The organism is Citrobacter sp. Cf072 (assembly GCF_030334485.1).
GTDB lineage: Bacteria > Pseudomonadota > Gammaproteobacteria > Enterobacterales > Enterobacteriaceae > Citrobacter > Citrobacter freundii.
Window position 1 is genome coordinate 528,430 of sequence record NZ_JAOWDX010000045.1, and the last position, 12,487, is coordinate 540,916.

General features: G+C 51.7%; 12 protein-coding genes. 6 read left to right on the plus strand and 6 right to left on the minus strand.

Going from position 1 to position 12,487, the window contains the following annotated elements:
* The first annotated feature begins 186 nt into the window (after window positions 1-186).
* Window positions 187-2,322: an ornithine decarboxylase gene (locus OGX66_RS14890; RefSeq protein ID WP_003838203.1), complete on the plus strand. Its 2,136-nt coding sequence runs from the start codon at window positions 187-189 to the stop codon at window positions 2,320-2,322.
* A 52-nt stretch (window positions 2,323-2,374) separates the two neighbouring features.
* Here the strand turns inward: OGX66_RS14890 and OGX66_RS14895 are convergent, their stop codons facing one another.
* The 4 genes from OGX66_RS14895 to mutY form a co-directional block, all read right to left on the minus strand.
* The gene (locus OGX66_RS14895; protein WP_003027130.1) at window positions 2,375-3,631 is read right to left on the minus strand and encodes a nucleoside permease; all 1,257 of its coding nucleotides are present in this window, start codon (window positions 3,629-3,631) and stop codon (window positions 2,375-2,377) included.
* Between the two features lie 211 nt (window positions 3,632-3,842).
* The gene (gene mltC / locus OGX66_RS14900; protein ID WP_049001609.1) at window positions 3,843-4,928 is read right to left on the minus strand and encodes a membrane-bound lytic murein transglycosylase MltC; all 1,086 of its coding nucleotides are present in this window, start codon (window positions 4,926-4,928) and stop codon (window positions 3,843-3,845) included.
* An 86-nt stretch (window positions 4,929-5,014) separates the two neighbouring features.
* Window positions 5,015-5,284, minus strand: a complete 270-nt coding sequence (locus OGX66_RS14905) for an oxidative damage protection protein (RefSeq protein WP_003027126.1) — start codon at window positions 5,282-5,284, stop codon at window positions 5,015-5,017.
* Window positions 5,285-5,311: 27 nt separating this feature from the next.
* Window positions 5,312-6,364, minus strand: coding sequence for an A/G-specific adenine glycosylase (gene mutY / locus OGX66_RS14910; RefSeq protein ID WP_003846351.1), 1,053 nt, complete (start codon window positions 6,362-6,364; stop codon window positions 5,312-5,314).
* A 160-nt stretch (window positions 6,365-6,524) separates the two neighbouring features.
* Here mutY and trmB point away from each other — a divergent pair, with 160 nt between their 5' ends.
* From trmB to OGX66_RS14935, 5 genes are all read left to right on the plus strand, one after another.
* A complete protein-coding gene (trmB, locus tag OGX66_RS14915) occupies window positions 6,525-7,244 on the plus strand; it encodes a tRNA (guanosine(46)-N7)-methyltransferase TrmB (protein ID WP_003027117.1) in 720 nt (239 codons plus the stop codon).
* Window positions 7,244-7,570, plus strand: coding sequence for a YggL family protein (locus tag OGX66_RS14920; protein ID WP_003027115.1), 327 nt, complete (start codon window positions 7,244-7,246; stop codon window positions 7,568-7,570). Before trmB ends, OGX66_RS14920 begins: the two co-directional genes overlap by 1 nt.
* Before the next feature lie 49 nt (window positions 7,571-7,619).
* Complete coding sequence (locus OGX66_RS14925) at window positions 7,620-8,339, plus strand: YggN family protein (protein ID WP_003838208.1); 720 nt, start codon at window positions 7,620-7,622, stop codon at window positions 8,337-8,339.
* Between the two features lie 188 nt (window positions 8,340-8,527).
* Window positions 8,528-9,574 carry an L-asparaginase 2 gene (gene ansB, locus OGX66_RS14930; RefSeq protein WP_044713806.1) on the plus strand — a complete coding sequence of 349 codons (1,047 nt, stop codon included), beginning with the start codon at window positions 8,528-8,530 and terminating at the stop codon, window positions 9,572-9,574.
* A 116-nt stretch (window positions 9,575-9,690) separates the two neighbouring features.
* Entirely contained in the window at window positions 9,691-10,698 is a 1,008-nt protein-coding gene (locus OGX66_RS14935) for a DUF1202 family protein (protein WP_003838210.1), read from the plus strand.
* Between the two features lie 62 nt (window positions 10,699-10,760).
* Here OGX66_RS14935 and hemW read toward each other — a convergent pair whose 3' ends face one another.
* Both hemW and OGX66_RS14945 read right to left on the minus strand, forming a co-directional pair.
* Window positions 10,761-11,897 carry a radical SAM family heme chaperone HemW gene (gene hemW / locus OGX66_RS14940; RefSeq protein WP_088903071.1) on the minus strand — a complete coding sequence of 379 codons (1,137 nt, stop codon included), beginning with the start codon at window positions 11,895-11,897 and terminating at the stop codon, window positions 10,761-10,763.
* Window positions 11,890-12,483, minus strand: a complete 594-nt coding sequence (locus OGX66_RS14945; RefSeq protein WP_003027104.1) for an XTP/dITP diphosphatase — start codon at window positions 12,481-12,483, stop codon at window positions 11,890-11,892. Before OGX66_RS14945 ends, hemW begins: the two co-directional genes overlap by 8 nt.
* Window positions 12,484-12,487: the final 4 nt, after the last annotated feature.

A 12,487-nucleotide genomic window follows, 5' to 3' on the forward strand; every position in this document is an offset into this window, starting at 1 on the left:
CACGCTCTCACCATGCGGTGAGGGCAGCGTACGCTCACTGCAGGATAACAGTAAGATCAGAGGCTATCTGCTTTTACTGATGTCTGGCGGTCGGGGCTGGTAACCAGTTTGACCCGTCATTTCGTGGGCAAAGCAATGCGGCTTTGCCCGGGACTTTTGATTTTCCCGAAACGGGTTATTGCGCTTATGAAATCAATGAAAATTGCCGCCAGTGGTGAACTGGCTTCTCGTCTTTCCAGCCATCGCCAGGTGGTTGCGCTGGACAGCACCGATTTTACTGACGTCGCGGCAGTCGTCATTACCGTTGCGGACAGCCGCAGTGGGATCCTGGCTTTGCTGAAACGCACTGGTTTTCATATACCGGTGTTTTTGTTCGCAGAGTCTGATGTCGATGTACCTGCGGGCGTTAACGCGGTGATTTGCGGTCAGGCTCAGGACTGGCTGGAGCTGGAGTCTGCTGCCTGTCAGTATGAGGAAGAGTTGCTGCCGCCGTTCTATGACACGCTTACCCAGTATGTCGAAATGGGGAACAGCACGTTTGCCTGCCCGGGACACCAGCACGGTGAGTTTTTTAAGAAGCATCCGGCGGGCAGACATTTCTATGAGTTCTTTGGCGAGAACCTGTTCCGCGCGGATATGTGCAACGCTGACGTTAAGCTGGGCGATCTGCTGATTCATGAGGGATCAGCGAAACATGCGCAGAAATTTGCCGCGAAAGTTTTTCACGCGGATAAAACCTACTTTGTGCTGAACGGGACCTCTGCGGCGAATAAAGTGGTGACCAATGCGCTGCTGACGCGCGGCGATCTGGTGCTGTTTGACCGCAACAACCATAAGTCGAACCACCACGGTGCGCTGATCCAGGCAGGTGCGACGCCGGTTTATCTGGAAGCGGCGCGTAATCCGTTTGGCTTTATTGGCGGCATTGACGAGCACTGCTTTGATGAGGCGTATCTGCGCCAGCAACTACGTGACGTTGCGCCGCACAAGGCTGACCAGCCGCGCCCGTTCCGCCTTGCAATCATTCAGCTTGGTACCTATGACGGTACGATCTACAACGCCCGGCAGGTGATCGACAAGATCGGTAGCCTGTGCGATTACATCCTGTTTGATTCTGCCTGGGTTGGCTACGAGCAATTTATTCCGATGATGGCCGATGGGTCACCGCTGCTACTGGAGCTCAATGCTGACGATCCGGGGATCTTTGTCACCCAGTCGGTACACAAACAGCAGGCCGGATTCTCGCAAACCTCGCAGATCCACAAAAAGGATAACCATATTCGCGGTCAGGCGCGGTTCTGTCCGCATAAACGTCTGAACAATGCATTTATGCTGCATGCTTCCACTAGTCCGTTTTACCCGCTGTTTGCGGCGCTGGATGTTAACGCCAAAATCCATGAAGGCGAGAGCGGGCGTCGGCTATGGGCGGAGTGTGTAGCGCTGGGCATTGAGGCCCGTAAAGCGATTCTTACCCACTGTAAGATGATTCAGCCGTTTATTCCTCCGGTAGTTGATGGTAAGCCGTGGGAAAGCTATCCGACGCAGGTGATTGCCAGCGAGCGCCGCTTCTTTAGCTTTGAACCGGGTGCTAAATGGCATGGTTTTTCCGGCTACGCGCGCGACCAGTACTTCGTTGATCCCTGCAAGCTATTGTTAACTACTCCGGGCATTGATGCGCAAACCGGGCAATATACTGAGTTTGGTATTCCGGCGACGATTCTGGCGCATTACCTGCGTGAAAACGGCATTGTTCCGGAGAAATGCGACCTTAACTCGATTCTGTTCCTGCTGACCCCGGCAGAAAGCACCGAGAAACTGGCGCAACTGGTGGCGATGCTGGCGCAGTTTGAGCAGCACATTGAGGACGATACGCCGCTGGCAGATGTGCTGCCCACCATCTTCAACAAGTATCCGGTACGCTATCGGGATTACACGCTGCGTGAACTGTGTCAGGAGATGCACGATTTATACGTCAGCTTTGATGTGAAGGATCTGCAAAAAGCGATGTTCCGACAGGAGAGTTTGCCTGCCGTGGCGATGAACCCGCAGGATGCCAACAGCGCCTTTATCCGTGGTGATGTCGAACTGGTGCGTATTTGTGATGCCGCAGGTCGCGTTGCGGCAGAAGGTGCGCTGCCTTATCCTCCGGGCGTGCTGTGCGTGGTACCGGGTGAAATCTGGGGCGGGGCGGTGCAACGTTATTTCCTGGCGCTGGAAGAGGGTGTAAATCTGCTGCCGGGCTTTTCGCCGGAGTTGCAAGGTGTTTACAGCGAAACGGATGCAGATGGTATTAAGCGTCTGTATGGATATGTTGTGAAGTAAGCGCAAAAAAAGCGGGTTACCTTTTGGCAACCCGCTTTTCTCTGCGTAAACGTTAGTGCGCGATAGTCTGGGTGCCTGCCGGAACGCGTACGTGTTTATATTTAAACAGCGCCACGAAGGCAAAAGCCAGAACCAGCGAGTAACCTGCGAAGATCAGCCACACGGTCTGCCAGTCGGTAATACCGTTCAGCGTATAGTGTTCAACTACTTTACCGCTCACCAGTCCGCCCAGAATACAACCGAAGCCGTTGGTCATCATCAGGAACATACCCTGTGCGCTAGCGCGGATTTCAGGGCGAACTTCTTTCTCCACGAATACCGAGCCAGAGATGTTGAAGAAGTCGAAGGCGCAGCCGTAAACAATCATCGACAGAACCAGCAGCACGGTACCGAACGGTGTCGGATCGCCGTAGGCAAACAGGCCGAAACGCAGCATCCACGCCACAATACTGATAAGCATTACATTCTTAATACCGTAACGGCTCAAGAAGAACGGGATGGTCAGGATAAACAGCGTCTCGGAAATCTGCGAGATCGACATCATCACCGAGGCGTGTTCAACGATGAAACTACCGGAGAACAGCGGGTTGTTATCGAAGCTGTGCAGGAAGGTATTACCGAACATATTGGTAATCTGCAGCTCCGCGCCCAGCATCATGGAGAAGATGAAGAAAATCGCCATGCGCTTGTTTTTAAACAGCGCGAAAGCATCCAGGCCCAGCATGGACGACCAGCTCTGGTTTTTCTGCTGGTTAGCCACCGGAATATGCGGCAGCGTCAGCGTGAACAGCGCCAAAACAACGGACAGCGTTGCACCGATATACAGCTGCATATGACTCAGCTCGAAGCCGGAGAAGCTCACGCCCCACATCGCCATGATAAAGCCGATAGTGCCCCAGATACGGATTGGCGGGAAGTCCGTTACGATATCCATACCGGCTGACTGCAGGCGATAGTAAGAAATGGTGTTGATTAACCCCAGCGTTGGCATATAGGCCAAAGAGTTAAGCAAGATCACAAAGAACATAGCGCCTGGGGTGGTGACTTCGGCTGCGGCGAACAGCGTTGCTGCACCGACCAGGTGACAAATGGCGTACACCCATTTCGCACTGATCCATTTGTCGGCCACGATCCCTAACAGCGTAGGCATAAACACGGCGGCGATCCCCAGCGAGCTATACACTGCGCCAATGGATGCACCATCGAATTTTAGGGTGACAAACATATAGGAACCGAGGGTAGTGAGCCAACTACCCCATAAGCAGAACTGCAGAAACGAGAGCACTTTCAGCTGCAGCTTAAGATTCATGTTAATTTCCTCACACCGTAATGCGGATGAATGTTTTAAAAGGCACATTTGCCGGGGCTTGATGATGTGATTCTATCAACGAGGGACACTCTTTTTTTGTTACCTGTGACAAATATTTGCAAACAATTTCTGATTGCAAAGCAAAAGAGTGATGGAGTTAACACTTTACCCTCTTCCGGGCCCCGTTTACCGGGGCAGAAGAGGGGATATATTAGCGGCGTCGATATGATTTTTGTGCGGAATTGACCTTGTAAAGGTATCGGCGTGATTCAGCCGATGGATGTCGGGTAGTCAGCGTTTGATAAACGTCCCCCGGGGTCATGCTGTTGATAATATTCGCTGCCTGGATTTTATCGTTCGAGAAAACGCGCAGCACGCTGCCCGCACCGCCGTTATATGCCGTGATCACCGCGTAGCGACGGGACGTTGGATTATCAATGCCGCCTAAATAGACATTGTTGAGCATAGCCAGATAGGCGGTACCGGTATCAATGTTGCTGGCCGGGTCAAACAGGAAGCTACGGCTCGGTGTGCCGGAGCGCCCTTGCGAGCGAAACACATCTTTCCCGGCGCTGTGCTGTACCACCTGCATCAGTCCCAGCGCATCGGCATGGCTGACCGCATATGGGTTAAATGAGGATTCGGTTTGCATGATGGCCAGAATCAGCGACTCATCGACGCCATACTTACGCGAAGCCTGACGCACCATGCCGACGTATTTATGCGCGCGCTTATCAAGGTGGTTCGGTACCAGGTTGATCGTCACGCTATAGATGATGCGAATACCATTGCTGCGGCTTTTCAGGCGTGTTTTCAGCAGATAGTCAGCGAAATTGGTGGCACGTCCCTCCCAACGAATGGGCTGGCCGGTATTATCGACCACCTGCCCGTACAGGAACGGCTCTTTGGAAATCTTAATGTCGTCGACATCGGAATAGAGGTCGATAGAACCCGGATCATCCCCCATCAGCAATGTCTTGATAATCGCCCGACGCAGGTGTCCGGCGGGATCTGTCCCGGCAATGGTCTCGACGGTTATCGTACCGTCATCAAAGTTGATATGGCTGCGGGTTTGATACTGATCGGTATACTTTACGTAGTCCTTTGGACCCGCAATCAGCACTTCCTTAAATCCCCACAAATTCTCAATGTTATGGGCAAATTGCCCCATCAGAATATCAAAACCGTTGGTATCCTTGACCCAGGCTTCGTTATAGGAATCGCCTTTTTTGGTCGAACTGGAACAGGAGATGAGCAACGGCGCAATAACGGCAAGCGCGAGAAATTTTTTCATCATTCCGGGAGTGCGTGTTGTGTTTGTTATTTGCAAGGACCAGAGTAAATCGTAGGCCGGATAAGCGCAGCGCCATCCGGCAACGGTTCTTAAGACTCTGGTGTATAGCCTTCAATATGCACGTCTTTGCCTTCAAACAGGAAGTTGATCATCTCCTGCTCAAGCAGTTTACGATGCTCAACGTTCATCATATTGAGCTTCTTCTCGTTAATCAGCATGGTTTGCTTATGCTGCCATTGCGCCCATGCTTCTTTAGAAATCTCGTTGTAGATGCGTTTCCCCAGATCGCCCGGGTACAGCTGAAAATCCTGGCCTTCTGCTTCGCGTTGCAGGAAAGTGCAAAAAATCGTTCTGCTCATAAAAAATCCTCTCTATCGACCGGTACGTTAAACGTGTGTACCGGCACGTAATTGCTGTAACAAACGCTCCACGGGAGCCGCCAGTCCGACCGACGGCGGTTGCGCTAAGTTATACCAGAGCGCGTTGCCTTCATCCATGCATGAGCCGAATGAAGACACAGGAAGCCACATAGGCACAATGTCTAAGTGGAAATGGCTAAAGGTATGGCGAAACGCATTAAGTTGGGTCAGATTATCTGCGTTAATTTGCCGTTGCGCCAGCCAGTTGCGCAGTCCATCTTCGTCGTCAAACTGTGGAAAACAGTATAAACCACCCCATAAGCCGCTGGGCGGTCGCTGTGCGAGCAGCACTTCGTCATCATGCTGCATCAGTAAAAAATAGCCCGTTCGTTCCGGCAGCGTTTGCTTGGGTTTTTTACCCGGGTACAACGCCCAGCTTGCATTGGCGCTGGCCACACAGCCATTTTCCAACGGACACAGCGAACATTTAGGTTTTGAGCGCGTACAGACCATGGCGCCTAAATCCATCATCGCCTGATTAAAACGTTCAACGCCATGGGCGGGCGTCACCTGCTCGCTCAACTCCCACAGCTTCTTTTCGACCTCTTTTTTACCCGGCCAGCCGTTTACAGCATAACAGCGAGCCAGCACGCGTTTGACGTTACCGTCGAGAATCGGAAAATGCTGACCCAGAGAGAGGGAAAGGATCGCGCCTGCGGTTGAGCGACCGACGCCAGGTAGGGCGGCCACCTCATCAAAAGTTTGCGGAAATATACCGCTATGTAGCGTGACAACCTGCTGCGCGGCTTTATGCAGATTACGCGCTCGGGCGTAATAACCCAGCCCGGTCCACAAATGCAGAACCTCATCCAGCGGCGCATGGGCTAAATCCGTTACCGTTGGGAAGCGCGCCATAAAGCGCTCAAAATAAGGGATAACGGTCGCAACCTGAGTTTGTTGCAGCATTACCTCAGAGAGCCATACTTTGTAAGGCGTCTTATCAATTTGCCAGGGCAGCGTTTTCCGCCCGTATTTGTCGTACCAGCTCAAAACCTGAGCCGAGAATTGAGACGCTTGCATGATTACCGTTTCATTATTGCCGGGGGCAAGATTGCAGCACAGCGGCAACGGGGTGTAAACCGGAACTTTCCGCTGCTCACTTTCTTCCTTTACTTGCATCCGGCAACTAACTTTGGATAATGCCCGTTTTCAGAACTCAAACACAGCAGACTAAACTTTTATGAAGAACGACGTCATTTCACCGGAATTTGATGAAAACGGCCGCCCTCTGCGCCGGATTCGTAGTTTTGTTCGTCGCCAGGGGCGACTGACGAAAGGGCAGGAGCACGCGCTGGAAAACTACTGGCCGGTGATGGGCGTTGAGTTCAGCGAAGAGCCTGTAAATTTCGCAGAACTGTTTGGCCGTGATGCGCCAGTCACGCTGGAAATCGGTTTTGGTATGGGAGCGTCGCTGGTCGCAATGGCAAAAGCGCGTCCGGAACAGAATTTCCTTGGCATTGAGGTTCACTCGCCGGGCGTTGGTGCGTGTCTGGCTTCAGCCCATGAAGAGGGTGTCGAGAACCTGCGCGTCATGTGCCATGATGCCGTTGAAGTCCTGCATAAAATGATTCCTGACAATTCTTTATCTATGGTTCAGCTGTTTTTCCCTGACCCGTGGCATAAAGCACGTCATAATAAACGCCGTATCGTTCAGGTACCGTTTGCTGAGCATATCTTAAGTAAGCTGAAGCTGGGCGGCGTATTCCACATGGCAACCGACTGGGAAGCTTATGCGGAACATATGCTGGAAGTGATGTCCTCTATTGACGGGTATAAAAACCAGTCCGAGAGTAACGATTATGTACCGCGCCCACAATCGCGTCCGGTAACCAAATTTGAACAACGTGGTCATCGTCTTGGCCACGGCGTATGGGACTTAATGTTCGAGAGGGTGAAATAATGGCAAAGAACCGTAGCCGTCGTCTGCGTAAAAAGATGCACATTGAAGAATTCCAGGAAGTAGGATTTTCGGTTGCATGGCGTTTCCCGGAGGGTACATCTGGAGAGCAGGTCGATCAAATCGTTGATGACTTTATCAATGAAGTTATCGAACCGAACAAGCTGGCTTTTGACGGCAGCGGCTATCTGGCCTGGGAAGGTCTGATCTGTCTGCAGGAAATCGGCAAATGCACCGAAGAACACCAGGCAATCGTGCGTAAGTGGCTGGAAGAGCACAAACTCGAAGAAGTGCGTACCAGCGAACTTTTCGATATTTGGTGGGACTAAGTAGCACAGGGTCGGCAAATGCCGGCCCGATTTGTCTTGAGGGAAAGATATGATGCGCAAAACGCTGCTGGCGGCAGTCCTAACGTTCACGGCGATGGCCGCACATGCAGATTACCAGTGCAGCGTCACCCCGCGTGACGATGTGATTTTGAGCCCACAAACGGTGCAGGTGAAGGGTGAGAACGGCGACCTGATTATTACCCAGGCCGGCGATGTCACCTTCAACGGTAAACAGTACAGCCTGAACGCCGCACAGCGTGAGCAGGCCAAAGATTATCAGGCGGCGTTGCGTAGCAGCCTGCCGTGGATTGACGAAGGTGCCAGAGCGCGCGTAGAGAAAGGTCGCGTGGCGCTGGATAAAATCATCGCCAAAGAGGTCGGTGAAAGCAGCAACATGCGTGGCCGCTTAACCAAGCTGGATGCGCAATTGAAAGAGCAGATGAACCGTATCATCGAGCATCGAACTGATGGCCTGACCTTCCATTATAAGGCGATTGATCAAGTCCGCGCGGACGGACAACAGCTGGTGAATCAGGCGATGGGCGGTATTTTGCAGGACAGCATCAACGAAATGGGTGCCAAAGCCGTACTCAAAGGCGGTGGTAATCCGTTGCAGGGCGTGCTCGGTAGCCTTGGTGGCTTGCAAACCTCAATTCAAAACGAATGGAAGAATCAGGAACAAGACTTCCAACAGTTTGGCAAAGATGTTTGTGCCCGCGTCGTGACGCTGGAAAACGATCGTAAAACGCTGGTTAGCACTCTGAAATAATCTTCACCCCTTTTTAACGGCGCAGAAACATTCTGTGCCGTTTTATTTTGTATATTTCTGTTTTTTTGATATCCATCTCTAAGAATGACAATTTGATGGAGATATAAATCTGGTTAATTGGAACTCGTCACATTATTCATCTGTAGGATAGACATAATGCTGCAAATTCAAGTAACTGGAGAAATAACATGGAGTTTTTCAAGAGAACGGCACTTGCCGCACTGGTTATGGGTTTCAGCGGCGCGGCGCTTGCACTGCCAAACATCACCATTTTAGCGACCGGTGGGACGATTGCCGGCGGTGGTGATTCCGCGACAAAATCTAACTACACGGCAGGCAAGGTTGGCGTAGAAAATCTGGTTGAGGCCGTACCTCAGTTGAAAGATATCGCTGTCGTTAAAGGCGAGCAGGTGGTGAACATCGGCTCCCAGGATATGAATGACGAAGTCTGGTTAACGCTGGCCAAAAAGATTAATACCGAGTGTGATAAAACCGACGGCTTCGTGGTGACACATGGTACGGATACCATGGAAGAAACCGCCTATTTCCTCGACCTGACCGTCAAGTGCAACAAGCCGGTCGTGCTGGTCGGCGCCATGCGTCCATCTACGGGTATGAGCGCTGATGGCCCGTTCAACCTGTATAACGCAGTGGTAACTGCCGCAGACAAGGCCTCTGCCAACCGCGGAGTGCTGGTGGTGATGAACGACACCGTTATGGATGGTCGCGACGTGACTAAAACCAACACTACCGATGTTGCTACCTTCAAATCCGTTAACTACGGCCCGTTGGGTTACATTCATAACGGTAAAATCGACTACCAGCGTACGCCTGCGCGTAAGCACACCACGTCTACTCCGTTCGATGTTTCTAAGCTGACCGAGCTGCCGAAAGTTGGGATTGTTTACAACTATGCTAACGCCTCCGATCTGCCGGCAAAAGCGCTGGTAGATGCGGGTTACGCAGGGATCGTTAGTGCGGGTGTAGGTAACGGTAACTTGTATAAAACCATTTTCGATACGCTGGCAACCGCCGCGCATAAAGGTACCGTTGTGGTGCGTTCATCTCGTGTACCAACGGGTGCCACCACGCAGGATGCAGAAGTTGATGATGCAAAATACGGATTTGTGGCTTCAGGTTCCCTGAACCCGCAAAAAGCACGTGTTCTGCTGCAGCTTGCGCTGACTCAAACCAAGGATCCTAAACAGATCCAGGAAATGTTTAATCAGTATTAATCACTCCGGCCCCGGTCATTTGGCCGGGGTTCGTTTCTGTACACGCATTGTAATTCCCACGCAATAATGCTCCTTGTTATAATAACTGTTGTTATTATTTGGGTGGAGCCCCACGAATGAAAAAACAATGGACTGCTGGAATTGTACTCCTGGCAATGTTATCAACATATTGCCTTGCTAATGACGTTACTCCTCCGACTGACAAGATCCTTAAAGACCAATTTTATGCCGACTTTACGGGACTGATGAAGCTAGATGATATTTCGTTAAAGTTGATTAGCGCAGAAGGAAACCAGGCAACGTGGTCGGCAGAAGGTGATATGTCCGCTACTGAAGATCTCTATAGCATGGTCGGGATGGCGGGCGACTATAAATTTATGGAAAAAAACTGGGTTAAAGGTCATCAGGTTAAATTTTCTGCCATGGTGACATCTGTTGGTACACCTGCTTCAGGGTGGCGGACTGAGTTTTTTTCCATGCAAACAGCGGCTAAAAATATCGGTTATCCATTGTCAAAAACGGAAAATAAAGATCAGTACCTCGTGATTACCGACAGCAATTTCTACCCAAAGTTGGCCAGGATAGAGGCCAGCTATCACGATAAAAAAATTGCTCAGGAAAAAGCTCAGAGCCAGATAGATAAAGTGGAAAAACAGATTGCTGACTTGGATACGCAAATTAAGCAATCATGGGGTAAGGATGCAAACGGCAATCCCCGTACCCGCAGCGATGTTATGCAAGAAAAGTTGCAGCAAATGTACGAGATCGACAGGCAAAACGATCCGCTGAAATTCGAGAATCATTACTATAAAACCGTATACGACCCCGCGCTTGCTTCCTGCCAGGCCAAACCAGAATGTGATGCTGCGCCGTTACGCGCTGCGCGTGATACTGCGCTTAATGAACAGAAGCGAGAATATTACCGTCAGCACGCGCTTATGAATGCAAAAATCAAAGAAGAGATGGCAGCGCAAGATGAAAAGCTGAAACCGCTTTATGACCAGCAAAGTGAGCTGCGTGGTCAGGGAATGGCGCTGGATACGCAGATCAATCAATTAAAAAGCGAGTATGAGCGCTGGGATAGAGAGATTACTGATTTACGGCGCAAAGGTATTATCAAATAAATTTCGAATTCGGTAGCGTTAGCGCTACCGAACTTGATTTAAAACGCCATGTTCACCAGCCATTACTCCGCCAGAAACAGCTCCAACAGAGAGTTCAAAAACAGCTTACCGTGTTGAGTAATCTGCCAGTATTCATCGCATTCACTCAGGTAGCCCTGGGAAATAGCCTCATCGATCTGTCGACGAATAACGTCCTCGGTAAGCCCGGTATATTGTCTGAACTCCGCGCGAGGCGCGGCCTCAAGCAACCGGAAACGGTTCATAAAGAACTCGAACGGCTTATCGGCTTCGGCGACATCACGCTGGCTTTCGAGATAACGCCCTTGCATGTAGCCACGCGGATGCCGCGTTTTGGTGGTACGCAGAATGTGCCCGTCCGGGAACGTAATTTTGCCATGCGCGCCGCAGCCAATACCGAGATAGTCGCCAAAACGCCAGTAATTAAGGTTGTGCTGACACTGATAGCCCGGCTTTGCATAGGCTGAGGTTTCGTACTGTTGATACCCGGCGGCGGTCAGCAACTGGTGGCCTTGCTCAAAAATATCCCACAGCGCATCATCGTCTGGTAAAACAGGCGGTCGGGAACCGAACAGCGTGTTGGGTTCGATGGTCAACTGATACCAGGAAAGATGCGGTGGATTGAGCGCGATGGCCTGCTGCAAATCGCCCAGCGCCTCTTCCAGCATCTGATCTGGCAAACCATGCATCAGGTCGAGGTTAAAGCTGCGTAGCCCCAGACCGCTCGCCAGGTGTGCTGCTCGTTTGGCTTCTTCCGGCCCGTGAATACGTCCCAGACGCTCGAGTTTGGCGGAGCTAAAGCTCTGTACGCCAATCGAGATACGGTTTACGCCAGCGCGTTGATAATCAACAAAGCGATCGGCTTCCACCGTCCCGGGATTCGCCTCCATTGTGATTTCTGCATCTGCGGCCAGATTCAGCCGTGCACGCACGCCGTCGAGCAGTGTTTGCATTGCCGGGCCAGAAAGCAGGCTCGGCGTACCACCACCGATAAAAATTGTCTTTACTTCGCGCCCCTGGGCGTGGGCCACCTCAGTATCCAGATCGCTCAGCAGGTGCTGAACATAGTCGTCATGAGGAACCTCGCCCTTAAGCGCATGCGAGTTAAAGTCGCAGTACGGGCATTTCTGCACGCACCAGGGGATGTGAATATAAAGACTTAGCGGCGGAAGGTTAACCATTACGCAGGGCATCCAGCAGCAGCTTCAGTGCCTGTCCGCGGTGAGAAATCGCACTTTTTTCTTCGCGGGTCAGCTCAGCAGCTGTTTTTCCTTCGGACGGCACAAAAAAAATTGGGTCGTAACCAAAACCACCGTTTCCGGCCGGTTCACGGGTAATCACGCCCGGCCAGCTTCCGTGGCACACTAAAGGCGTGGGATCGTCCGCATGGCGCATATACACCAGCACGCAGTGGAATTGCGCCTGACGCTGGTCATCCGGGACATCCCGCAGGGTGTGCAGCAGTTTTTCCAGGTTCTGCTGATCGGTCGCATCTTCGCCGGAATAGCGGGCTGAATAGATACCCGGCGCGCCGCCAAGGGCATTTACTGCCAGGCCGGAGTCATCAGCAATGGCTGGCAAACCCGTAATTTGCGCGGCATGACGCGCCTTCAGAATGGCGTTCTCAATAAACGTCAGCCCGGTCTCTTCTGCAGAATCAACACCCAGATCCGTTTGGGCAACAACATCAAGACCGAAATCACTCAGAAGAGAGGCGAGTTCACGCACTTTACCGGCATTGCCGGTCGCGAGGACAACTTTTTGCATGGGA